Here is a 23,115-nt window from a genome sequence, read left to right as displayed (position 1 = left end):
CGAAAGCGCGGGGCTTCGCAAGGGGGGCGATGACGGGTTGCGGCCCGCAGCGCTTTCTGCTCCCTTCGCAAGACGATAAGCGGAGGGAAATTCGATGAAAATGCTGGCGTCTTTGCTGCTGTCCACACTGGCGGTCACCACGCCCGCGCCCGCCGCCGATCCGGCGCCGCGCCCCGACCAGCTGGCGTTTCGCGAGATTTACAAGGAACTGGTCGAAACGAACACGACGCTGTCGTCGGGGAGCTGCACGCTGGCCGCCGAGCGCATGGCGACGCGATTGCGGGCGGCGGGGATTCCCGACAGCCAGCTGACCCTGTTCGCGATCCCCGAAAAGCCCAAGGAAGGCGGGCTTGTCGCCGTCTATCCCGGCACCTCGAAAACCGTGAAACCGATCCTGCTGATCGCGCATATCGACGTGGTCGAGGCGAAGCGCGAGGATTGGGAGCGAGACCCGTTCGTGATGGTCGAGGAAAATGGCTATTTTTACGGCCGCGGCACCGCCGACATCAAATCGCAGGCGGCGGTGTGGGTCGACACGCTGATCCGGTTCCAGCAGCAGGGCTATAAGCCCAAACGCACCGTCAAGATGGCGCTGACATGCGGCGAGGAAACCAATGGCGCTTTCAACGGCATCGAATGGCTGGCGGCGAACAAACGCGACCTTATCGACGCCGAATTTGCGCTCAATGAAGGCGGCGGCGGTGATAGCGACGGCAAGGGCAAGGTGATCGGCCAGTCGGTGCAGGTCGGCGAAAAGACCTTCGCCAACTTCCGCCTCGAGACCCGCAACTCCGGCGGTCACAGCTCGGCGCCGGTGCCTGACAACGCGATCTATCAACTGGCGCGCGCGGTAACGAAGATCGAGGACTATCGCTTTCCGCTTGAAATGACCGCAACGACGCGGCGCTATTTTGCCCAGGCGGGCGCGGTGCGCGGCGATGCGATCGGTAACGCGATGGTCGCGTTGGCCAAGAACAACGCCGACAAGGATGCCGAAGCGATCGTCAACAAGGATCCGTTCCTGCACAGCAATTTACGCACCACCTGCGTCGCGACCTTGCTCGATGGCGGTCACGCCGCCAACGCGCTGCCGCAGCGCGCCGGTGCCAACATCAACTGCCGCATCTTTCCGGGCCACAGCATCGAATCGATCAGGGACGAACTGGCGACGGTGATCGGCGACCCCGGCGTCACCATCACCCAGCTGCCCCCCAAACGCCCCGCCCCGCCCGCCCCCCCGCTCGATCCCAAGATCATCGGCCCGATGGAAATGCTGGTCGCCAAATATTGGCCGGGGCTGAAGGTCATCCCGTCGATAGCGAACGGCTATACCGACGCGACCTTCCTGGGCGCGGTCGGCATCCCGACCTATGGCATCCCGGGCATGTGGGGCGACCCCGACGGCAACGGTGCGCACGGCCTGAACGAGCGGATGGAGGTCAAGTCGGTGTATGTCGGGCGCGACTATATGTTCGATCTGGTGAAGGCTTATGCGGATTAGCGGCCGCTGAGCCGACAGGCCGGACCTGAAAAGTGCAGCGCACGACGGCTTGCGACCATTGCTCCTCCCTATGGCGCAGCCGTGGGGAAGTGGCAGCGCGAAGCGCTGACGCAGGGGCAATTGCGCAAACGTCGCTGCCCCTCCACCCCTCGCTTCGCTGCGCGACAGGGAGGATTTTCTCCTCATCGTCATCGCGGACTTGATCCGGGATCCAAAACCGCACTGCCGTCGTGGATCCCGGATCAAGCCCGCGATGAAGATGCTGGCAAGCGTCCGCTACCCTAAAAAACCAACCCTCACCCCGACCGCGCCAGCCGATGCACCGGTCCAAACTGCGCAACCGCCGCCCCGACGAACGGCAGCGCAACCAGCCATAGCCTCACTCCGGTGACGCCTTCGGGGCTCGCAATGCTGATCGCCGCGGTCGCGCCGAGCCCGGCGCAGATGAGTAGGAGCCCGACGATTAGACGCCAGTGCGCAACCGCCTTGTCGCTGCCGCTCGCACGCTCGTAGCGGGCAAATGCCATGATCAGCGGAAACAGCGCCGCGATATAGAGCGCAAACCAAATCGGCCGCGCGAGCCACCACGCGGCACTGCCCGGCGGCACGTCGAGCCCGATGCCGCCAAGCAGCCACGCCGCGATCATGACAAGGACGAACGCGGTGAGGTGCCAAAGATAGATCGTCATGATCATGCCGTTGACGAACACCACAGAGGTCCAGATGCGAATCCCGTCGAGCATCCGCCGCCCCGCGGGTTGGAGCGCCAGCGCGAAGCCGCTTTGCGCGATGCCGAGCGCGAGCAGCGCGAGCGTCGGCGGCATCGAATTGCTGAGCCCCTCCCCCGGCACCCCGATCATCGCCACCGGATAGGGGCCAAGACCGACGAGCAGGCCGAGCGCGGCCAATCCGCCGACTCCCCACCATAGCGCATTATTCGGCGCCAGCCGTCCCTCGCTCCACGCAAAACCCAGCTGGTGGATCGCCAGCCACACGAAAGCGAAGTTGAGGAAATTGACATACGGCACGTCGAAGCGCAGAACCGCGACATCGATCAGCACCGCCCCCGCGACGAGCATCCAGAAAGACGCGAAGCCGAACCGCCGCCACGCCATCCACGTCAGCGGCACGACCGCCGCGACCATCAGATAAACCGCGAGGAACCACACCGGGATCAGCGCGAGCTGCGCCGCCATTGCGACCACGGAGCGTTCGATCCCCAGCAAAGTCCCGAACATCGCGACCAGCGTCCAGATCAGGAACAGCGGCAGCACCGGGTTGATCAGCCGCTGCAAACGCCCGCTGTACCAGCTGGCGTAGCTGCCACCCTTGCGCCGCGTCGCGGCCCACGACATGCCGTTCGAAAAACCGCCGACAAGGAAGAACAGCGGCATCACCTGAAACCCCCAGGTCAGCCACTGCGTCCACGGCAAGATACCGAGCAGATGCCCACCCTCGACCGCACCGTCCTTCATATAGGGCGAAGCGACGAGCCAATGCCCGACGACGACCGCCAGGATCGACAGTGCGCGTAGGAAATCGACGTAGCGATTGCGTTCGGGCGGCGACTTTTGCGCCATGTCTTTCGCGCGGGACCAGATGTTTTTTCGAACGGCGCCAGTGGTTTCGTTCAAGATGTCGCCCCTCTTGCGATTGATCGGACAAGCTAGTGTTGCCGGGCGCGAACGCAAGGCTTTGCGTTGGCGCGCCAGCCTTGCTATCGCGCCGCGACCATGGCGACCACCACCGACGATCCCGACAGTCCAGAACCCGTCCCCGGCATGACCGACACGCCGTTCGGCAGCGCGCTGTCCGAGCGCTATCTGGTCTATGCGCTATCGACGATCACCGCGCGATCGCTGCCCGATCTGCGTGACGGGTTGAAGCCCGTCCACCGCCGCCTTCTGTGGGCGATGCGCGCGATGCGGCTCGATCCATCGCAGGGTTACAAGAAATCCGCGCGCGTCGTGGGCGACGTGATCGGTAAATTCCACCCGCACGGCGATGTCGCGGTCTATGATGCGATGGTCCGCCTCGCGCAGGATTTCTCGCTCCGATATCCGCTCGTCGACGGCCAAGGCAATTTCGGCAATATCGACGGCGATAACGCCGCTGCCTATCGTTACACCGAAGCGCGGCTGACGCGCGTCGCGGTCGACCTGATGCAGGGGCTCGACGAGGGCACCGTCGATTTCAAGCCGACCTATAATGGAGAGGATGAAGAGCCCGAAATCATGCCGGGGCTGTTCCCCAACCTGCTCGCCAATGGCGCCAGCGGGATCGCGGTCGGCATGGCGACGAATATCCCGCCGCACAATGCTGCCGAGGTAATCGGCGCCGCGCTGCTGCTGATCGAAAACCCGCAGGCCGAGCTGTCCGAACTGCTCGCGCATGTCAAGGGCCCCGATTTTCCGACCGGCGGCATCGTCGTCGACAGCGCCGAGACGATCGCCCACGCCTATGCTACCGGTCGCGGTGGCTTCCGCGTCCGCGCGCGCTTTTCGACCGGCAAGACCGACGGCGCTTGGGAGGACAGCGGGATCGAGAAACTGCCTGGCGGCACCTGGCAGCTGGTGATCAGCGAGATTCCCTATGGGGTCGCCAAGGGCAAGCTGATCGAACAGATCGCACAGCTGATCGCCGACAAGAAATTGCCGATCCTGGAAGATGTTCGTGACGAAAGCGCCGAGGATCTGCGCATCGTCATCGAACCCAAGAGCAGGAACGTCGACCCCGATATTCTGAAGGAAAGCCTGTACCGGCTCACCGATCTCGAAAGCCGCTTCGCGCTCAATCTCAACGTCCTCGACGCAACACGGACGCCGAAGGTGATGGGGCTGCACCAGCTGCTCACCGAATGGCTCCAGCACCAGATCGTCGTGCTGGTCCGCCGCGCGCAGCATCGGATCGCGAAGATCGACGACCGGCTGGAGCTAGTTGCGGGCTATATCATCGCCTTCCTCAACCTCGACCGGATCATCGAGATCATCCGCACCGAAGATGAGCCCAAGCCGGTGATGATCGAAGAATTCATCCTGACCGATCGGCAGGCCGAGGCGATCCTCAACATGCGGCTGCGGAGCCTCCGCAAGCTCGAGGAGATGGAGCTCAAGCGCGAGCAGGCGGACCTCACCGCCGAGCGCGAAGAGCTGGTCAAACTGGTCGAAAGCCCGCAACGCCAGCGCACCCGGCTGCGCAAGGATCTGGAAAAGCTGCGCACCGTTTACGGGCTCGACACGCTGCTCGGTGCGCGCCGCACGACGATCGCCGAAGCTGCCCCGGCGCGCGACATTCCGCTCGACGCGATGATCGAGAAGGAGCCGGTGACAGTCATCCTTTCGAAACGCGGCTGGATCCGCGCCCAGCGCGGCCATGTCGCGGCCAATCAATGGGCGGAATTTAAGTTCAAGGAAGGCGACGAACTGCTGTTCGCCGCGCACGCGCAAACCACCGACAAACTGCTGATCGCGGCGAGCGACGGGCGTTTCTTCACCATCGGCGCCGACAAGCTGCCCGGCGGGCGCGGCTTTGGCGAGCCGCTGCGGCTGATGGTCGACATCGACCCGGAGGCAAAGGTCGTCGCGATGATCCCGGCGAGCGCCGACGGTCGCCTGCTGCTCGCCTCGACAAGCGGCCATGGTTTCATCGCGCAAATGGCAGAGGTGGTCGCCGAGACGCGCAAGGGGCGCAACGTCGTCAACCTTAAGACCGGCGCGCAGCTGGCGGTCGTCCGCTCGATCGTCGTCAGTGACGACAGCGTCGCGGTGGTGGGCGAAAATCGCAAGCTCGTGGTCTTCCCGATCAGCGAAGTGCCGGTGATGGCGAGGGGTCAGGGGGTCATGCTGCAACGCTATCGCGACGGAGGCCTGTCCGATGCAGTCAGCTTTGCCTTTGCCGACGGGCTAAGCTGGGCAATGGGCGGCGAAACGGGGCGGACGCGGACCGAAACCGATCTGGCGCCTTGGCGCGTCGCGCGCGGCGCGGCGGGGCGGATGCCGCCAACCGGCTTTCCGCGGAACAATCGCTTTGTCTGACCGCATTTTCCCTTTGCCGTAAATAGCTTCTTTACCTCCCGCCCCATAAGCATATGCCAATGGGGAAAGGTCGCACAAAACCCACTGTTATGCCACTTGATCGAACCGGTGAAGACCGGCCCTTGTTGTTTGTCGGCTGGATCGACGCGCTCCCGGTGCCAGCGGCACTGATCCGCCCGCTCGCGCGCGGCAATTTTCGCCTGCACGCAAGCAATGCTGCATTCGACCGGTTGCGTCTGTCGCCCGCCGGCGCCGACGCCCCGATCCAGCTCTTGCGTGCCGTCGAACGCGCGGCGCAATCTCCCGATGACACGCAGGAATTCAGCTGCCAGCTGGGCGACGGCGTCGCGGCGCGCGACCTGCGCGGATCGATCGGGCCGCTGCCCACCGAAACGGGCGACGAAAGCCTATTCCTTTTGACACTGATCGACCGCACCCAGGAAATGATGACCGAGCGCAACCTGCGCCGTGAACTGGTGTCTGACAGCCTGACCGGCCTGCCCAATCGCGCCGGGTTCGAAGAAATGGTCGAACAGCGCGGCGTCACCGACGGCATCGGCGCCGACCATGCCGTCCTCCTGCTCGACCTCGCGCGCTTCAGCCGCATCAACGAACATATCGGCCCGATGGCGGGCGACGAGCTGATTATAACCGTCGCGCGACGGCTGAAATCATCCTTGCGCAGCGGCGACATTTTGGCCCGCACCGGCGGCGATGAATTCGCCATTTCGACCCGCGTCGCGGGTGGCCGCGCCGATGTGCGCGAAATGGCGCGGCGTATCCGCGGCTGTTTCGATCATCCTTTCCGCATCGGCGACCTGAAGGTCAGCGTCGATTGCGCGCTCGGCTGCGCGATCCAGCCCGCGACCGAAATCGACGTCGCCGACCAGATCCGCCACGCCCAGATCGCGCTGAAACGCGCCAAACAGACCGATCGCATCGAAATCTACGAACCCGAATCGGCAATGCTGTCGGACAATCGTTTCGGGCTCGAAACCGAATTGCGCAATGCGATCGAGGACGACCGGCTCCACCTGGCTTTTCAGCCGCTGATCGAGCTTGCGACCGGCAAGGTCGCCGGTTTCGAAGCGCTCGCGCGCTGGGACAAACAGGACGGGCATGCGATTTCGCCGAGCGAATTCATCCCGATCGCCGAGGATTCGGGGCTGATCGTCCCGCTCGGCCAATGGGCGATCGGCAAGGCGGCGGCGGTGCTCGCCGACTGGGACAAACAAAATGGCGGCGAGACGGTCGATTGCTATGTCTCGGTCAATGTCTCAGCGATCCAGCTGCTGCGCGACGATGTCGCGGCGGTGGTGCGGGGCGCGCTCGAAAAGCACAAGATCGGCGGCGAGCGGCTGATGATCGAGCTCACCGAAAGCGCAATCATCGGCGACCCCGATCTCGCGCTGTTGGTGCTCAGCGAGTTGAAGGCGCTCGACGCGCGCGTTGCGATGGACGATTTCGGCACCGGCTATTCGAACTTGGCTTATCTCCAGCGTCTGCCGCTCGACGTGCTCAAGATCGACCGCAGCTTTGTCGAGCATATGGTCGACGACCGCGACAAGGTGGCGATCGTCCGCACGATCCAGAGCCTGGCCGAAGTGCTGGGAATGAAGACCACCGCCGAGGGGGTCGAGACCACCGATCAGGCACGCCTGCTGTCGGCGCTCGGCTGCGATTTCGGGCAGGGCTATTTGTTTGCGCGGCCGCTGGAAGGCGCCGCGGCGCTCGATTTCTGGCGTCAGTCGCTGGTGCGCCCGATCTTCTGATTGACGAGTTCCACGACGCGCGCCGCATCGGGAAAATCTTCGGCCACCCACGCCGCCTCGATATCCTTCAGGATGCGCGCGACCTCTGGCCCGACCGCAATCCCGCGCGCGACGATGTCGCCGCCTTTGACTGGCAGCTGCGGCACTGCCCATCCCGTCAGATCGCGCACCGCGGCGGCGTCCCCCGCGATCAGATGCACGTCGCGTGCCGCCTCGACCCCGATCGCATGCGCAAGCTGCCGGATCGGCCGCGCGACGTCGCCGCGATGCTCGGCCACGGCGCTTAGATATTTGCGCTGCCGCGTCGATAGCCGCAGGCGGCTCGCCACGTGCTCGGCAATCGCGCGATCGGCGGGGAGTAGCGCCGCAAGACGGCGGTGCGCCGCCACATCGGCCCCGGCCGCGGCTTCGTTGGCGAGCAGGCAGTCGAGCGTGACGGCAAAATCCGGATCGAGTTCGGGCAGGACCACCGCAAAAATGCCGTCGGCCGCCATCTGGCCAACAATCGCACTCGGATCCGACAGGGTCAAAATCTTCATCAGCTCGTCGGCGATGCGTTCGCGCGACAGGCTTTTGAGCGACTGGCGCGCGGTCACCACCGCGGCGTGGCTGGCCGCATCAAGATCGCCGCGCCCGAAGCGCGCCGCAAAGCGATAGTAACGCAGGATGCGCAGATGATCCTCGGCGATCCGCGTTGCGGCATCGCCGATAAAGCGCACGCAGCCACTGTGCAGATCGGCAATGCCGCCGAAATAGTCGTCGACTGTCCCGGTTTCGGGATCGGCATAGAGCGCGTTGATCGTGAAATCGCGCCGCGCCGCATCGTCGTGCCACTCGCTGGCGAAAGCGACCATCGCGCGGCGGCCGTCGGTTTCGACATCGTGGCGCAGCGTCGTGATCTCGTGATGATCGCCGCTCGCGACCGCGGTGACGGTGCCATGCGCAATGCCAGTCGGAATCACCTTGATATCCGCCGTCTCCAGCCGCCGCGTCACCTCGTCCGGCAACAATGGCGTCGCCAGGTCGATGTCGGTCACCGGCAGCGCCAACAGCGTGTCGCGCACCGCGCCGCCGACGATCTTCACCGCCCCGCCATCGCTGCCGAGCGCCGCGACGATGCGGCGCAGCCCCGGCCGCACCCGCCATTCAGCATCGGGCAGCACGCTCACCGGTGCCAGCCCGCCGGCATCCGCCGCGCCAGATTGATGATGATCCCCGCCGTCACGCCCCAAATCCGCCGTCCTTGCCAGTCCATGTCGTAATAATGCCGGTCCTGACCCTGCCAATGCGCCTGCTGGCGCGCATAATTGGCGGGATCAAACAATATGTCGAGCGGCACTTCGAACCAGTCTTCAACCTCGTCGGGATTGGGGTCGAGCGGCAGGTCAGGCGGGATGACGCCCAGCACCGGGGTGATGATGTAGCCGCTACCTGACCGATAGGGTTCGGTCACCCCCGCGACCATCACGTCGCGCGGGCTGAGGCCGATCTCCTCCTCGGCCTCGCGCAGCGCCGCATCAATCGCATCGCGGTCGTCGGGGTCGACCTTGCCACCCGGAAAAGCGACCTGCCCCGCGTGGCTGCGCAGCCATTGCGGGCGCTGGGTCAGGATGACGCCAGGGTCGGGGCGGTCGGTAAAGGCGATCAGCACCGCGGCATCGCGCAAGGTCGGCGTGCCCAGATACGCCTCATCCTCCCCCGCATCGGGTAGCAGATTATTAAGCGCGGCGCGCAGCTTCGTCGACAGCATCAGCGATCGACCAGCGGAAATCGTGCACCGTTCGACCAGATCGCGGGGGGATCACTTTGGTCGGCGAGCGCCATCTCGACGATTTCGTAATAAAGCGCGCGATCGATCCGTGCCTCGAGCCTGTTGCCGATGGCGCCGCGGACATGCAGCCGCGGGTCGGGGCTGTCGGGATCGCTTCCGAACGTTAGCAGATGATCGGGTCCGGCCATAACGAGGTCGTCGGTGTCCAGCCGGAAGACGAGCTGGCGCGCCGCGCCTTCGCCCTCGCTCTTCATTTCTACGGCGCGAAACGGCGTGTCCTCGACCGCGATGCTGAGCCGTTCGGCGGGGGTGACGAGGACATGGCTGCCATCGGCTTCACGGCGCAGGATCGTCGAGAACAGCTTCACCATCGCGGGCCGGTTGATCCGCCCGCCCTCATGATACCAGCTGCCGTCGGCGCGGATTTCCATAAAGCTGTCGCCGCTGCGCTCCGGGTGCCATTGGTCAACCGGCGGCAGCTTGCGCGCCGCGAGCAGTTCGGCAGCTTCGGTGAGCGAGAGCTGCGAGAAGTCTTTGGGGAGTGAAGGCGCCGGGGTGACCATGGCAACCGACATAGGGGGGCCAACGGATCGTGCAAGTCGCAGCGTAGATCTGACTACTGAGCCGTGCCCCCTGCGAAGGCAGTGGCCCATCATCGACCCTATGCGTCCCCGATCCAGCGGTTGGCCAGCGCGAAAAATCAGGTGATGGGCCCCTTCCTTCGCCGGGGCACGGGGCCTAACGCGGCCCGATCATCCCCGCGCCGGTCGGCAGGTCATGCCGATTCACCGCGCGCGCCAGCAAACGCCGCTGCTCGAACGGCCCCGGCAAATCCCACGCTCCCGTCGCGTCAGCGTCAAAGCCGAAGAATCGCCCATAATATTCGGGATCGCCAATCATCATCAGCGCGCCATCGGCCTCGCTTTCCGCCGCATCCAACATATGCGCCATCAACACCCGACCGTGACCTCCACGCTGGAGATCGGGGCGCACCGCGACCGGGCCGACCATCACCAGCGGCGTCGCAGCACCATCGACCGCGCGATGCGCGACCGGCCAGCACTGGATGGTGCCGATCAGCGCGCCATTATCGACCAGCGCAAAGCTGAGCGCCGGGACCGCATCTGCACCAGCACGGATGCGATAGGCGGTTCGTCCAAAGCGATCGGCCCCGAAAGCGGCGTCGAGGAGTTCCTCGACCGCCTGCGGTTCGATGTCCGACAATGGAAGTAACTCGACCAACGCGCGTCCTTTCGCTAATGCGGCGGCGCTTTAGGGTCCGAGGTCGACATTGCAAAGGTGAATGTCGCCGCGGCAGGAACAGGATTTCTTGTGACCGATACATTGTGGCTGGAGGTGGACGGGCTGATTACCCAGGTGCTGACCGGCATTTACTCCGAAGAAACCCACCTGCCGCAGCCGCTGCGCATCGGCGTGCGGGCGCGGCTGAGCATGGCCGGTCATTACGATCCCACGACCCCGCTCAGCGCCTCCAAAAATTACATGCACCTGAAATTTGCGGCGACCGAGGGCATCCCCAAGGATGTCCATTTCGTGCTGATCGAAAGCGTCGCCGACCACATCATCGACACTTTGTTCCTACAGGACGACAAGGTCGAAGAGGCCGAGGTGAAGATCGTCAAGCTCGCGATCGCCGAGGACGGCGAAGAGATTGGCATCACGATGCGGCGGGCGCGCAAGTGACGCAAAAGCTGGCGCTGGTCACGGGTGGCCTCCACCGCGTCGGCGCCGCGATTTCGGCGCGGCTGGCGCGCGAAGGCTATGCGCTGGCGATCCACAAGCGCAGCCCGGGTAATGCCGATCCGGTGCTCGCCGACGCGCTTGCCGAGACCGGAACACTCAGCCATCGCTTCGCCGCCGACCTGTCCGATCCCACTGCGGTCGATGCGCTGATCCCCGCGGTGATCGCAAAATTCGGCCGCGCGCCCGATCTGCTCGTCAACAACGCCGCGCTGTTCGCCGAGGGCGAATGGGCCGAACTGTCGGCGGTCGCGCTCGCGGAAATGATGCAGGTAAACCATCATGCGCCGGTGATGCTGACGAAAGCGCTTGTCGCCGCCAGCGAGGGCGCACGTCCGGCGATCGTCAACATCGTCGACCAGCGCGTCGTGCAGCCGGTACCCGACCAACTCGCCTACAGCCTGTCGAAATCGGCGCTGTGGCAGACGACCGTGACATTGGCAGTAGCGTTCGGCAGCCGCGCGCGCGTCAACGCCGTTGCGCCGGGGCTGACGCTGGCGACCGACGACTATTCAGAGGCGCAGGTCGAGCGGCTGGCGGGGCGGATGCTGCTCGGAGCGCTGCCGACGCCCGGACAGATTGCCGATGCCGTCGTCTATCTGGCCCGCGCAGAAGCGGTGACCGGGCAGACGATCTTTGTCGACGGCGGCGCGCATCTGGCGCCGATGGGCAGGGATTTCGTGGCGCTGGATCGGGATTGAATTCTCCTCCCCGTGGCGAAGCCATGGGGAGGATCGTCACCCTCAATAGATATGCACCGCCTTGGTCACGAGATACCCATCCAGCCCCTCCGGCCCGCTCTCGCTGCCAAAGCCCGATTCCTTGATCCCGCCAAACGGCATGTCGTTCGCCGAGATGACGAAGCTGTTGATCCCGACCATCCCGCTCTCGATACCATCGGCAATCCGGTTGATGCGGCGGCCATTCTCGGTGAACGCAAAAGCCGCGAGGCCATAAGGCAGCCGGTTCGCCTGCTCTAAAGCCTCATCCTCGGTTCCGAACGGGCGGATCAGCGCCATCGGACCAAAGGGTTCGTTGTTCATCGCATCGGCGTCGATCGGCACGTCGGCAAGCGCGGTCGGCTGGAAGAAATAGCCGTCGCCCGTCGCCGCGCCACCCGCGATCACGCGCGCACCCTTGGCGGTCGCGTCGGCGATCATCGACTCGAGCGCCGGCGCGCGGCGCGCATTGGCGAGTGGTCCCATCTGGGTGTCGGCGTCGAGCCCGCTGCCGATCTTCACCTTCTTCGTCCGCTCGGCGAACCCCGCCACGAAGGCGTCGTAGATCCCCTCTTGAACGTAGAAGCGCGTCGGCGAGACGCAGACCTGCCCGGCATTGCGGAACTTCTGCATCACGACGCGGTCGAGCGTGCTCTCCAGATCGCAATCATCAAAGATCAGCACCGGCGCATGGCCGCCAAGCTCCATCGTGATCCGCTGCACCCGATCGGCGGCGAGTTTCATCAGATGTTTGCCCACCGCAGTCGATCCCGTGAAGCTGACCTTGCGGATCACCTCGCTGCCGAGCAGATGACGGCTGACCATGTCGGGATTGCCGTAAACGAGCTGGACGACGTCGCCGGGAATGCCCGCGTCGGCCAGGCAGCGCATGATCGCACTGGTGCAGCCTGGCGTTTCCTCGGGCGCTTTCGCGATCACGACGCAGCCCGCGGCGAGCGCGGGGGCGATTTTCTTGACCATCAAATTGACCGGGAAATTCCATGGGCTGAATGCCGCGACCGGACCGACCGGCTGGCGCAGCACCATCGCGCGCTGGCCGGCAGGACGCGGCGCAATACGGCCTTCGACGCGCTTTCCTTCCTCGGCAAAATATTCGAGAAGCGACGACGCCGACAGCACTTCACCGCGAGCCTCGGCGATCGGCTTGCCCTGTTCGAGCGTCAGCAGCGTTGCGATATGGTCGGCGCGCTCGCGGATGAGCCCCGCGGCCTTGCGCATCAGCGCAGCGCGCTCGTCGGGGGTCTTGGCCCGCCACACCGGCCAGCCAAGCGCCGCAGCCGCCAGCGCCTCGTCGAGATCCGCGGCCGTCGCGACCGGCAGTTCGGCGATCGTACCCGCGGTCGCGGGGTTATACACCGGCCGCGCTTCGCGCCCCTCACCGCTCCGCCAGGCGCCGTTGATGAAAAGCTGGAGGTCGGCGTCGTAGGTCGCGGTCATGGTGGAGCTTTCATTCTAGAGCCTCGTCATTGCGAGCGAAGCGAAGCAATCCAGGGCGATTGACGCGGGCTCTTGGATTGCCGCGTCGGTTCATTCCTCGCAATGACGATGGTGATATAGTCGCGCTCAGCGATAGTTAAAGCTGATGCTGATCCGCTCGCCCTTTCCGCTATGCGGCATCACTTCGTGGCGCAGCCAGCTTTCCCACAAAAACACGCGCCCCGCCGCGGGCTCGGCATAGACGAAGGGCAGCAGATGTTCGGGCGCATCGTCGCTGCGTCCCGGCGCCGCCATCAGCATCGCGAGGCGCGGATCTTCGAGTTTCAGCGCGCCCGATCCAAGGGGGACCGCAACATAGTAGGTGCCCGACACGATGCTGTGCGGATGGATGTGGCCGCTGTGGGTGCCGCCGGGTTTCAGGACATTGACCCACATACTGTCGAGCTTCAGCGGCTTGGCGAGGTCGAAATGCGCCGTCTTGGCAAACGCCTTAACCTCCTTGTCGAGCAGGCGCTTGAGGTCGTGAAACGCCGGATTGCGCTCGGGAAGGTCGTTCAGGCTAGCATAGCTGGTATAGCCCTTGTAGCCATGGTCGCGGCTCCACGCGCGTCCCGCGCCATCTTCCTCGGCAAACATCCGGCTGCTGTCCTCCAGCTCTGCGAGCAGATCAGGCGTGCCAATATCGGCTTCGTAGAAAGTTGTGGCGAACAGCGAACGAACGGGCATGATGGCCGCAAAGCACAGCCAATGTGGACAAGCAAGGGAGTCGAGAATGGCCGAGTTCGAATTGATCGCCGATGGATTGCGCTTTCCCGAAGCCCCGGTGGTGATGAACGACGGTAGCGTCATCGTCGTCGAGATTGAGGCGGGGCGCATCACGCGCTGCTGGCCCGGCGGCAAGAAGCAGGTCATCGCGACCCCCGGCGGCGGCCCCAACGGCCTTGCGATCGGCCCCGACGGCAAGCTCTATTGCTGCAACAACGGCGGCTTTAACTACGTCGAATCGGATGGCTACCTCGCGCCGCACGGCATCGCCGACGATTATTCAGGCGGCCGGATCGAGCGCATCGACATCGACACCGGCGCGGTCGAAATCCTCTATCAATCGGGCGATCATGGCGTCGTGCTGCGCGGTCCCAACGACATCGTGTTCGACGGCCATGGCGGCTTCTGGTTCACCGATCATGGCAAGGTCGATTATGCCAAACGCTGCCACGACATCGTCGGCATCTTCTACGCCAAGGCCGATGGCAGTTTCATCGAGGAAGTCATCTTCCCCTCGAACAACCCCAATGGCGTCGGCCTGTCGCCCGATGGCGACGCGCTATATGCCGCCGAAACCTACACCTGCCGCCTGATGAAGTTCAACATCATCGCCCCCGGCAAGGTCGCCGCCGACGCTGGTCCCGGCGGCCCCGGCATCCCGCTCTATCGCCCCGCGGGCTATAAATTCTTTGACAGTCTGGCGGTCGAGGCATCGGGCAATATCTGCGTCGCGACGATCGGCGAATGCGGAATTTCGGTCGTCGGTCCGGATGGACAGCTGGTCGAATTTGTCGCGACCGACGACATCTTTACCACCAACATCGCGTTCGGCGGACCCGACCGGCAGGATGCCTATATCACTCTGTCGGGAACGGGGCGGCTGGTAAAAACGCGCTGGGCCAGACCAGGGCTGCAACTGCAGCACTGACCCCGCGCCTCGATCGGGAGGCGAGGATGAAGATATTGTGGACCGCGGTAATGCTCGCGGCGACGCCCGCAAGCGCGCAGATGCTCGACGCCAATATGGCGGACGTAATCGTCAAGGGCTGCGCCGCGCACGCAAGCGCGAAGGGACAGAGCCACGCGATTGCCGTGGTTGACACCGGAGGCCATCTCGTCGCGGCGTGGCGGATGGATGGCAACGGCCATGGGGCCATGGAATTCTCGTTGCAAAAGGCGCGCGCCGTCGCAGCTTGGGGCTTTCCGACCAGCGGCATGGAAGAGGCCGTCAAAGGCACACCGGGTTTCGCCGAAGCAGCCTATGTCGTCACCGTCGCGGGCGGAATTCCCGTGTTTTCGGCGGACGGCCGCACCCGCATCGGTGGGGTCGGCGCGTCGGGCGAGGCGCCCGCTGACGATGCCGCTTGCGCCGCCGCGGGGATCGCAGCAGCAGGGCTGAAGTCAGAGCGCGCCCGCTGATGGCTTTGGGCCGTGTATAACCATAGCATTGACTTAGCTAAGTAGCTTAGCTAATTTTTTCAGCATGACCGTCGTTACCATTCACGAAGCGAAGACCAACCTGTCGCGCCTGATTGCTCGCGTCCTCGCGGGCGAAGAGGTAACGATCGCGCGCGGCAAGGAGCCGGTGGTGAAACTGATGCCGGTGAAGGAAGTGACCAAGCCGAAACGCGTTTTGGGCACGCTGAAAGGCACGATCGATCTCGACGCTGGCTTTTGGGACCCCCTGCCCGAAGAATATCTGGCGCTGTGGAACGGCGAAGACAGTCCAGAGGCGCAATGAACCTGCTGCTCGATACGCACGCGCTGATCTGGGCCGCCAATGAACCGGAGAAATTGCCTGATGCCGTGAGGTTCGCCATCGAAGACCCCGACAATCAGATCTGGATCAGCGCGGTCTCCGCGACCGAGGTCGCGATCAAATTCCGGATTGGCAAGCTGGACGGCGCCGACGAACTCGCCGAGCGCTTCGAAACCGTCATCGCGGGTTTTGGCTTCGACCAGCTCCCCATTTCGGTTGCTCATGCCAGTCTGGCGGGCTTGCTGCCGTTCGACCATCGCGACCCGTTCGACCGCATCTTGATCGCTCAATCGCAGATCGAGCAATATGCGCTGGTCTCAAACGAAAAGCTGTTCGACCAGCTTGGCGTTATCCGTTTCTGGTAGGAGTGCCGTCCATGCACCGCGAAACCCATGCCGCCAGCCGCATCGGCTGGCTGCGCGCAGCGATCCTGGGCGCCAACGACGGGATCGTGTCCACCGCCAGCCTGATCGCCGGGGTCGCGGCGGCCGGGACATCAGCCTCAACGATCCTTGTCACCGGCACCGCCGGGCTCGTCGCAGGGGCGATGTCGATGGCCGCGGGCGAATATGTTTCGGTCAGTTCCCAAGGCGATGCCGAAAAGGCTGATATTGCCAAGGAGAAGCGCGAGCTCGCCACGGTTCCCGAACTGGAGCTCGAAGAGCTGACCCAGATTTATCAGCAGCGCGGCCTCGACCGTCCGCTTGCAGAACAGGTTGCGGCGCAGCTCACCGCACATAATGCGCTGGACAGCCATTTACGCGACGAACTGGGCCTGACCAGCGAACTGGCGGCGCGCCCGATTCAGGCAGCGGCCGCATCAGCGGCTAGCTTTACCGTCGGGGCCGCTCTGCCGCTGGCGATCGTGCTCCTCGTCACCGGCCCATCGCTGCCATGGATCGTCTCCGCTGCGTCGCTGATATTCCTCGCCATCCTAGGCGCGCTTGGCGCGTGGGCAGGCAATGCGCCGATCGCGCGCGCCGTCGTGCGCGTCGGATTCTGGGGCGCTGTCGCGATGGTGGTGACGATGGCGATCGGATCGCTGTTCGGGACGACGGTCGGCTGAATAGTGCGCCCTGCGTGATTGTCACCACGGGCTGTATCTGTATGACTAGGGCGTAACCCGCGAAAGCGGGACGACAATCGGAGGGGTCCGGAAATGAGTAACACAAGCTGGGCGATCGACATCGATCGCGACGATATCACGCAAGCCCGGTTGGTTAGCGATCCCGCTACGCCGCTCGTAGCGGGACAGGTTCGCGTCCATGTCGACAGCTATGCGATGACCGCTAACAACATCACCTATGCCGTGTTTGGCAAGCCCGCCGGGCTGTTCGGCAATGATCTGGGCTATTGGGATTTCTTCGCTGAGCCGGGCGAACCCGGCCGTCTGCCCGTCTGGGGTTTTGCCATTGTGACCGAAAGCGCAGCAGAGGGCGTATCGGTCGGCGACCGCTTCTACGGCTATTATCCGATGGCGAGTGACGCTGTGCTCACCGTCGGCAAGGCCGGACCGGGAGGCTTCACCGACATCACCCCGCGCCGCACCACGCTGCCGCCGATCTACAATCAATATCAGCGGATCGAGGCACTGGCCGACTATCGCGCCGCCGACCATGAATATTGGCCGGTGTTCCGCCCGCTGTTCCTCACCGGCTGGCTGATTGCGGACCAGTTCGATGATGAGGGCGATTATGGCGTCCAGCAGATTTTGATCGCCAGCGCGTCGAGCAAGACAGCGATCGGGCTGGGCTTTGCGCTCAAGCAACGCGCTGACCGCCCTGAAACGATCGGGCTGACCAGCGCCGCCAATGTCGATGCGCTCGCCGCGCAGGGCATCTACGACCGGGTGATCAGCTATGACCAGATCATGACGCTCAACGCCTCCACCCCCGCTGCGCTGGTCGACATGGCGGGCAATGGCGCGGTCACGCGCGTCGTCCACAGTCATTTCGGCAGCCAGCTGCTCGCATCGATCATCGTCGGCAAATCGCATTGGGACGCGCAGGCCGATGTCGAGGGCTTGCCCGGCCCCGAACGCCAGGGTTTTTTCGCCCCCGGCCGCAGCCAGAAACGCATCTCCGACTGGGGCGGCGCGGTGTTCGGGCAAAAGATCGCGGAAGCATGGCTGGCATTCATGGATATTGCCCCGCGGCTGGCATCGGTCGATAAGCGCAGCGGCGGCGACGCGGCGCTCGCCGCCTATCGGGAAATGCTTTCGGGACAGGCCGACCCCAGAACGGGGATCGTCGTCGTCCCATGAGGGTGGTGAGCGCACATCCCGTCGGGCCGCGCCGGAAAGGTTAGATCCATGCTCCGTACCCTGATAGTCGCCATGACACTCGCGCTGTCGCTCCCGGTTGCCACCACACAGGCCGAGACGCCCAAGGCCTCCCCCGCGCGCAAGGCCGACCTCGCCGATCGCGTCGCCGGCACCTACAATGGCGCCGTCATTTCCGACGCGCGCGGATCGTCGCGCGACAATGTCACGATCACCGTCACCCGAGTCGGCGCGAATAAGGTCGAGATAAAATCCGCCTATGCGCGCATCCCAACGGTCACCATTGCGCTCGAAAAGGCAATGGATGCAATCCTCGCCGCCAGCGGCCCTTATGTTTTTCTGCTCGACATGGTGCGGTCACCCGATCGGCTCGATCTCACCATCGACGACGCCAGCTGGTCGGGTACGCGCATCGCCAGCCCCGCCCCCAAATAAGGTTGCCCCTTCTTTCATGATCTACAGCACTGTGATTTTCGATTTCGGCGGCGTCATCACGTCTTCGCCGTTCCAGGCGTTCAACCGGCTGGAGGAAGAGCGCGGGCTGCCGCGCGATTTCGTGCGCCGCGTCAACGCCGCCGACCCCGACGGCAATGCCTGGGCGAAGTTCGAGCGCGCCGAGATCGATGCCGCGACCTTCGACACTTTGTTCGCCGCCGAGGCACGCGCGCTGGGCCATGAGTTGGAAGGCGAAGCGGTTCTCGCGGTGCTGGCGGGTGCGGTGCGCCCGGCGATGGTCGCAGCCCTCGACACGCTGAAAGCCAAGGGCTTCACGATCGGCTGCATCACCAACAATGTGCCCAGCGGCCAAGGCGCTGGCATGGCGCGCAGCTTCGCCAAGGCCGAAGAGGTCGCCGCGATCATGGCGCGCTTCGACCATGTCATTGAATCGAGCAAGGTCGGGGTCCGCAAGCCCGATCCGCTAATTTATGAAATGATGTGCGAAGCGCTCGGGGTTGGTCCCGCCGCCTGCATCTATCTCGACGACCTCGGCATCAACTGCAAACCCGCCGCGAAGCTGGGCATGCACGCGATCAAGGTGACCAGCGGCGCGCAGGCGCTGGTCGACCTTTCGGCGGCGCTGGCGATGCCGTTGGCCTGACAATTGGCCTACGCTTGCGCCCTGAATGACGGTTTAGGGGTGGCGAGCTGCCGTTTCCCATTCGTCATCCCAGCGAAGGCCGGGATCTCACCCTCTCGGATTTACGTACCGGCGAGATCCCGGCCTTCGCCGGGATGACGAGGTTTTTTTGATGGCGGATTGTGGTCGACACCCTCCGCCCCCGCTCAGCTTCCCGCCTCGGCAATGTCAAGCTGCGCCGCGCGTGCAAAAATCTGCGTCAGCACCGGCTCGGTATCCGCAACGCGCATCGCGACCTGAAATTCGACTGGCTCGAGCGCAGGCATGCCCCCGATTTCGACGAGCGCGCCGCTCGCCACCTCGGCCCGCACCATCGGCTGCGGGAAAATGCCGATTCCCCCGCCCGCTTTGGCGATGTCGATCATCGTGCGCGCATTGTTGCAAAGGTTGAGCGACTTTTGCGCAATGTGCGACGCCGCGATCGCCTCGCGCATCCGGCCGTGGATCGGCGAATGGCTGGCGAGCGACCAAACGGGCAAGCTGGTGCAGCCATCCGCAAACGCCCCCGCGACGCCCGGACTGGCCAGCCACACCAGTTCGACCTCGCCGATCGGGCTGGTCTTGAGTGCCGGATGCGCGATCGGTCCGGCGGCAAAGGCGATGTCGGTGCGGCCGGTCAACAGCTGCTGGATCAGGTTGGCGGTCAGGTCGATTTCGATCTCGAGCCCGACATGGGGCATATCGGCCTTCAGCCCCGCGACGAAGGCGGGCAGGCAGCTTGCTGCCGCGATCTCGCCCGCCCCGATCCGCACCACCCCGCTCGCTTCGCCATAACCGCCGCTGCCGAGCAGAGCATATTGCATGTCGCGCAGCAGCGGATCGCAATCGCGCACCAGCTTGCGCCCCGCCGCGGTGAGCGACATGGTGCGGCCGTCGCGCCGAAACAGCGCCGTCCCCAGACGCTGCTCCAGCTCGCGCATTCGCGCCGAGACTGTCGGCTGGGTGGTGTTCAGCCGCTCGGCGGCGGCCGAAAACGTGCCCAACCGGTCTATCCAGAGCAAAGTTTCGAGGTGATAGAGCGCAACGCGATTGATAGACATTGCCTATGCATAATCACAAATTAGAACAATTAGAATTGATGAATTAAATGCGCCAAGATCCGCGCGCCATCACAGTCAGGAGAGCCGTCCCATGGGGAAGAAGCAATATCCCACCGCCACCGCTGCGCTGGAAGGCCTGCTCTTTGACGGCATGCAGATCTGCGCGGGCGGTTTCGGCCTGTGCGGTATTCCCGAACGACTGATCGACGCGATCCGCGATGCCGGTACCAAAGACCTGACGATCGCCAGCAACAACGCCGGGATCGACGGCGAAGGGCTCGGCAAACTGCTCCGCACGCGGCAGGTCAAGAAGATGATCAGTTCCTATGTCGGCGAGAACAAGGAATTCGAGCGCCAATATCTGGCGGGGGAGCTCGAGGTCGAATTCTGCCCGCAGGGCACGCTCGCCGAACGCTGCCGCGCCGGCGGCGCGGGCATTCCCGGCTTTTACACCAAGACCGGCGTCGGCACCGCGGTCGCCGAGGGCAAGGAAGTCAAGAATTTCGACGGCCAGGATTATATCCTCGAACGCGGCATCTTCGCCGACCTGGCGATCATCAAGGGCTGGAAAGCCGACGAAAGCGGCAACCTGATCTTCCGCAAGACCGCGCGCAATTTTAACGCACCGATGGCGACCGCGGCGAAGATCTGCGTCGCCGAGGTTGAGGAAATCGTCCCCGTCGGCAGCCTCGACCCCGACACCATCCACCTGCCTGGCATCTATGTGAAGCGCATGATCATCGGCGCGCCCTATGACAAGAAGATCGAGTTCCGCACGACACGCCCGCGCGAGGCGGCGTAATGGACTCGCCACCCATTTCCGGGCGGATCGCGGACGAGCTATTGGTCGACGACTGTGACTTTTTCAACAATTCGGTCAAAGTCGTCCAAATGTGGGTGGAGAACAAGGGCCCGGCCACGTGCATCATCCAACCTGAACGGTGGGCTACCCCAGAGATGTGCGCAATGTTGATGGTCGATGCAGTCCGTCATGGAGCGAGAGCCTTCGCCCAACCAAACGGAACCAGCGAGTCCGAAATGCTCGATCGCATTTGGCTGGGGTTGGATGCAGAGCGCGATGATCCAAAGACGGTTTCTGCTCCGCTCACAAACTGTGGAGAATTGAACTGATGCCTCGCTTGTCGCTTACTCTTGCGATGGTATTGGTACTTTCGGGCTGCGCTAGTGCACCTGCCCAAATCGCAACGTCGCTTGCTGCACCGGCACCAGCGAACGCCGCCAAACCGCCCGTCGCGCTGCAATATCTCTACGGCTCGGCCGAGGCCGCTATCGCCGTTCGCGCGACCAATGCGCGCATCGCCGACTACGGCCTCGCACGGATCAAGCAGCGCCCGACCGACAGCGTCATCCTCGCCGCCGTTGCGACGATGGACGCGCCGCGTTTTGAACCATGCGGCAACAAGCCCTTCGCCGCAGTGTTTGACGCCGACGAAACGCTGATCTGGAATCTCGGCCCGATGCGCTGGTTCGCACAGCAGGGCGTCGCCTTCGATCCGAAAATCTGGGATCAGTGGGAAAAGACCGGCGCGGGCAAGGCCTTCGCGATGCCCGGCACGGTCGAGATGATCGGGAAGCTGCGCGCGGCCGGGATCACCGTCATCGCCAACACCAACCGCAGCGCCACCAATGTCAAAGGCAGCGAAGACACTCTTCGCGCTGCCGGGCTCGGCGACTTCAAGCATGGCGAGACCTTGTTCCTGATGGGCGACGATGCCACCGGGTCGAGCAAGGACATGCGCCGCGCGACCATCGCGGCGAAATATTGCGTCATCATCCTCGCCGGCGACCAGCTCGGCGATTTCAGCCAGCAGTTCAACCTCAGGGATCTGCCCGCCGCAACCCGCACCGCGCTCGCCAACGGCCCCACCGTCGCGGCGCTGTGGGACAAGGGCTGGTTCCTGTTCCCCAACCCCGTCTATGGCCCATGGGAAAAGCTGGGCTGGGACGATACCTTCCCCTCCGACAAAAATTGGGAGCCGAAATAATGCCCTGGACTCGCGACGACATGGCGGCGCGCGCCGCAAAGGAACTGCAGGACGGCTATTACGTCAATCTCGGGATCGGCATTCCGACCTTGGTTGCGAACCATATCCCCGCCGGGATGACGGTGACGCTCCAGTCGGAGAACGGTATGCTGGGCATCGGTCCCTTCCCGTTTGAGGGCGAAGAGGACGCCGACCTGATCAATGCGGGCAAGCAGACGATCAGCGAAGTCCCCAATTCGGCCTATTTCAGTTCGTCGGACAGTTTCGCGATGATCCGCGGCGGCCATATCGACCTGACCGTCCTGGGCGCGATGGAGATCGCCGAAAATGGCGACATCGCCAACTGGATGATCCCGGGCAAGATGATCAAGGGCATGGGCGGCGCAATGGACCTCGTCGCCGGGGTCAAGAAGATCATCGTCGTGATGGAGCACAACGCCAAGGACGGCAGCCCGAAATTCATCCCCGAATGCACGCTGCCGCTGACCGGCAAGAATGTCGTCGACATGATTATCACCGACTTGGCGGTGTTCCGGCGCGACGATCACGCCAGCCCGTTCAAGCTGATCGAACTGGCCCCCGGGGTAGCCGCAGAAGAGGTCGCCGAAAAAACTACCGCGCATTATATTGCCTGAATCGATGACTAGCGTCGCCGCCAACCCCGGTTCTACCTGGCTGATGATCGGCGGCGCGTTGTCGGTCGCGGCGGCCTTGGTCCATATCGCGTGCATTTTTGGCGGCTCCGACTGGTATCGCTTCTTTGGCGCGGGCGAAGGCATGGCGCGGGCGGCGGCGCGGGGCGACTGGCAACCGACGATCATCACCCTGTGCATCGCTGCGGTCCTGCTGATCTGGTCCGCTTACGCCTTTTCGGGCGCGGGCACTCTTCCCCGCCTGCCCCTGCTACGCACCGGATTGGTGACGATCACCGCTATCTATCTTATCCGCGCGCTGGCCTTCGTGCCGGTGAACTTTGCCAGCCGCCAATATACGGACAGATTCGCAATCTGGTCGTCGCTGATCGTCCTGATTTTTGGCGCGGTTTACGCCATCGGTACCGTCAAAGCCTGGCGCCACCTGGTTCCCTAACGCCTCCGGGGGTGACGGCGG

26 protein-coding genes are annotated in these 23,115 nt (G+C 64.1%); 18 read left to right on the top strand and 8 right to left on the bottom strand.

Going from position 1 to position 23,115, the window contains the following annotated elements; all coding sequences use genetic code 11:
* Nucleotides 1-94 precede the first annotated feature (94 nt).
* The gene (locus tag K0M74_RS03920; RefSeq protein WP_293968258.1) at nt 95-1,501 is read left to right on the top strand and encodes a M20/M25/M40 family metallo-hydrolase; all 1,407 of its coding nucleotides are present in this window, start codon (nt 95-97) and stop codon (nt 1,499-1,501) included.
* A 296-nt stretch (nt 1,502-1,797) separates the two neighbouring features.
* Here K0M74_RS03920 and K0M74_RS03915 read toward each other — a convergent pair whose 3' ends face one another.
* Complete coding sequence (locus tag K0M74_RS03915; RefSeq protein ID WP_293968256.1) at nt 1,798-3,081, bottom strand: acyltransferase; 1,284 nt, start codon at nt 3,079-3,081, stop codon at nt 1,798-1,800.
* Between the two features lie 153 nt (nt 3,082-3,234).
* Here K0M74_RS03915 and parC point away from each other — a divergent pair, with 153 nt between their 5' ends.
* Entirely contained in the window at nt 3,235-5,535 is a 2,301-nt protein-coding gene (gene parC, locus K0M74_RS03910; protein ID WP_293968254.1) for a DNA topoisomerase IV subunit A, read from the top strand.
* Nucleotides 5,536-5,624: 89 nt separating this feature from the next.
* Entirely contained in the window at nt 5,625-7,307 is a 1,683-nt protein-coding gene (locus K0M74_RS03905) for a bifunctional diguanylate cyclase/phosphodiesterase (protein WP_293968252.1), read from the top strand.
* Here K0M74_RS03905 and K0M74_RS03900 read toward each other — a convergent pair.
* The 4 genes from K0M74_RS03900 to K0M74_RS03885 form a co-directional block, all read right to left on the bottom strand.
* The gene (locus K0M74_RS03900) at nt 7,280-8,476 is read right to left on the bottom strand and encodes a CCA tRNA nucleotidyltransferase (RefSeq protein WP_293968250.1); all 1,197 of its coding nucleotides are present in this window, start codon (nt 8,474-8,476) and stop codon (nt 7,280-7,282) included. The genes K0M74_RS03905 and K0M74_RS03900 overlap by 28 nt on opposite strands.
* Nucleotides 8,473-9,057, bottom strand: a complete 585-nt coding sequence (locus tag K0M74_RS03895) for a CoA pyrophosphatase (RefSeq protein WP_293968248.1) — start codon at nt 9,055-9,057, stop codon at nt 8,473-8,475. Before K0M74_RS03895 ends, K0M74_RS03900 begins: the two co-directional genes overlap by 4 nt.
* The gene (locus K0M74_RS03890) at nt 9,057-9,641 is read right to left on the bottom strand and encodes a DUF1285 domain-containing protein (RefSeq protein WP_293968301.1); all 585 of its coding nucleotides are present in this window, start codon (nt 9,639-9,641) and stop codon (nt 9,057-9,059) included. Before K0M74_RS03890 ends, K0M74_RS03895 begins: the two co-directional genes overlap by 1 nt.
* A 175-nt stretch (nt 9,642-9,816) precedes the next feature.
* Nucleotides 9,817-10,320, bottom strand: a complete 504-nt coding sequence (locus K0M74_RS03885; RefSeq protein ID WP_293968245.1) for a GNAT family N-acetyltransferase — start codon at nt 10,318-10,320, stop codon at nt 9,817-9,819.
* 90 nt (nt 10,321-10,410) lie between these two features.
* Between K0M74_RS03885 and K0M74_RS03880 the strand changes: the two genes are divergently transcribed.
* Nucleotides 10,411-10,782, top strand: a complete 372-nt coding sequence (locus K0M74_RS03880) for a dihydroneopterin aldolase (RefSeq protein ID WP_293968243.1) — start codon at nt 10,411-10,413, stop codon at nt 10,780-10,782.
* Entirely contained in the window at nt 10,779-11,540 is a 762-nt protein-coding gene (locus tag K0M74_RS03875) for an SDR family oxidoreductase (protein ID WP_293968241.1), read from the top strand. The genes K0M74_RS03880 and K0M74_RS03875 overlap by 4 nt, the downstream gene beginning before the upstream one ends.
* A 42-nt stretch (nt 11,541-11,582) precedes the next feature.
* Here K0M74_RS03875 and K0M74_RS03870 read toward each other — a convergent pair whose 3' ends face one another.
* Together K0M74_RS03870 and K0M74_RS03865 are read right to left on the bottom strand one after the other, a co-directional pair.
* Nucleotides 11,583-13,016: an NAD-dependent succinate-semialdehyde dehydrogenase gene (locus K0M74_RS03870; RefSeq protein WP_293968239.1), complete on the bottom strand. Its 1,434-nt coding sequence runs from the start codon at nt 13,014-13,016 to the stop codon at nt 11,583-11,585.
* 126 nt (nt 13,017-13,142) lie between these two features.
* Complete coding sequence (locus tag K0M74_RS03865; RefSeq protein WP_293968237.1) at nt 13,143-13,742, bottom strand: TIGR02466 family protein; 600 nt, start codon at nt 13,740-13,742, stop codon at nt 13,143-13,145.
* A gap of 46 nt (nt 13,743-13,788) precedes the next feature.
* Here K0M74_RS03865 and K0M74_RS03860 point away from each other — a divergent pair, with 46 nt between their 5' ends.
* From K0M74_RS03860 to K0M74_RS03825, 8 genes are all read left to right on the top strand, one after another.
* A complete protein-coding gene (locus tag K0M74_RS03860; RefSeq protein ID WP_293968235.1) occupies nt 13,789-14,709 on the top strand; it encodes an SMP-30/gluconolactonase/LRE family protein in 921 nt (306 codons plus the stop codon).
* A gap of 26 nt (nt 14,710-14,735) precedes the next feature.
* Nucleotides 14,736-15,200 carry a heme-binding protein gene (locus K0M74_RS03855; protein WP_293968233.1) on the top strand — a complete coding sequence of 155 codons (465 nt, stop codon included), beginning with the start codon at nt 14,736-14,738 and terminating at the stop codon, nt 15,198-15,200.
* A 64-nt stretch (nt 15,201-15,264) separates the two neighbouring features.
* A complete protein-coding gene (locus K0M74_RS03850; RefSeq protein WP_293968231.1) occupies nt 15,265-15,522 on the top strand; it encodes a type II toxin-antitoxin system Phd/YefM family antitoxin in 258 nt (85 codons plus the stop codon).
* Nucleotides 15,519-15,905, top strand: coding sequence for a type II toxin-antitoxin system VapC family toxin (locus K0M74_RS03845; RefSeq protein ID WP_293968228.1), 387 nt, complete (start codon nt 15,519-15,521; stop codon nt 15,903-15,905). Before K0M74_RS03850 ends, K0M74_RS03845 begins: the two co-directional genes overlap by 4 nt.
* An 11-nt stretch (nt 15,906-15,916) precedes the next feature.
* A complete protein-coding gene (locus tag K0M74_RS03840) occupies nt 15,917-16,606 on the top strand; it encodes a VIT family protein (protein ID WP_293968226.1) in 690 nt (229 codons plus the stop codon).
* 93 nt (nt 16,607-16,699) lie between these two features.
* Nucleotides 16,700-17,803: a DUF2855 family protein gene (locus K0M74_RS03835; RefSeq protein WP_293968223.1), complete on the top strand. Its 1,104-nt coding sequence runs from the start codon at nt 16,700-16,702 to the stop codon at nt 17,801-17,803.
* Between the two features lie 48 nt (nt 17,804-17,851).
* The gene (locus tag K0M74_RS03830) at nt 17,852-18,256 is read left to right on the top strand and encodes a hypothetical protein (RefSeq protein WP_293968221.1); all 405 of its coding nucleotides are present in this window, start codon (nt 17,852-17,854) and stop codon (nt 18,254-18,256) included.
* 16 nt (nt 18,257-18,272) lie between these two features.
* Nucleotides 18,273-18,920, top strand: a complete 648-nt coding sequence (locus tag K0M74_RS03825) for an HAD-IA family hydrolase (RefSeq protein ID WP_293968219.1) — start codon at nt 18,273-18,275, stop codon at nt 18,918-18,920.
* Nucleotides 18,921-19,105: 185 nt separating this feature from the next.
* Here K0M74_RS03825 and K0M74_RS03820 read toward each other — a convergent pair whose 3' ends face one another.
* Nucleotides 19,106-19,999: a LysR family transcriptional regulator gene (locus tag K0M74_RS03820; protein ID WP_293968217.1), complete on the bottom strand. Its 894-nt coding sequence runs from the start codon at nt 19,997-19,999 to the stop codon at nt 19,106-19,108.
* 91 nt (nt 20,000-20,090) lie between these two features.
* Here K0M74_RS03820 and K0M74_RS03815 point away from each other — a divergent pair, with 91 nt between their 5' ends.
* From K0M74_RS03815 to K0M74_RS03795, 5 genes are read left to right on the top strand one after another with little or no spacing between them, the layout of a single operon-like run.
* A complete protein-coding gene (locus tag K0M74_RS03815) occupies nt 20,091-20,801 on the top strand; it encodes a CoA transferase subunit A (protein WP_293968215.1) in 711 nt (236 codons plus the stop codon).
* Nucleotides 20,801-21,130, top strand: a complete 330-nt coding sequence (locus K0M74_RS03810; protein WP_293968213.1) for a DUF5076 domain-containing protein — start codon at nt 20,801-20,803, stop codon at nt 21,128-21,130. Before K0M74_RS03815 ends, K0M74_RS03810 begins: the two co-directional genes overlap by 1 nt.
* Before the next feature lie 26 nt (nt 21,131-21,156).
* Nucleotides 21,157-22,005, top strand: a complete 849-nt coding sequence (locus K0M74_RS03805; protein WP_293968211.1) for an HAD family acid phosphatase — start codon at nt 21,157-21,159, stop codon at nt 22,003-22,005.
* Complete coding sequence (locus tag K0M74_RS03800) at nt 22,005-22,640, top strand: CoA transferase subunit B (RefSeq protein WP_293968209.1); 636 nt, start codon at nt 22,005-22,007, stop codon at nt 22,638-22,640. Before K0M74_RS03805 ends, K0M74_RS03800 begins: the two co-directional genes overlap by 1 nt.
* Before the next feature lie 4 nt (nt 22,641-22,644).
* Nucleotides 22,645-23,094 carry a hypothetical protein gene (locus K0M74_RS03795; protein ID WP_293968207.1) on the top strand — a complete coding sequence of 150 codons (450 nt, stop codon included), beginning with the start codon at nt 22,645-22,647 and terminating at the stop codon, nt 23,092-23,094.
* Nucleotides 23,095-23,115: the final 21 nt, after the last annotated feature.

Source organism: Sphingopyxis sp., from assembly GCF_019459305.1.
Lineage (GTDB): Bacteria > Pseudomonadota > Alphaproteobacteria > Sphingomonadales > Sphingomonadaceae > Sphingopyxis.
Note: the sequence above shows the minus strand (reverse complement) of the source record. Positions and strands in the feature narration are given on the sequence as shown.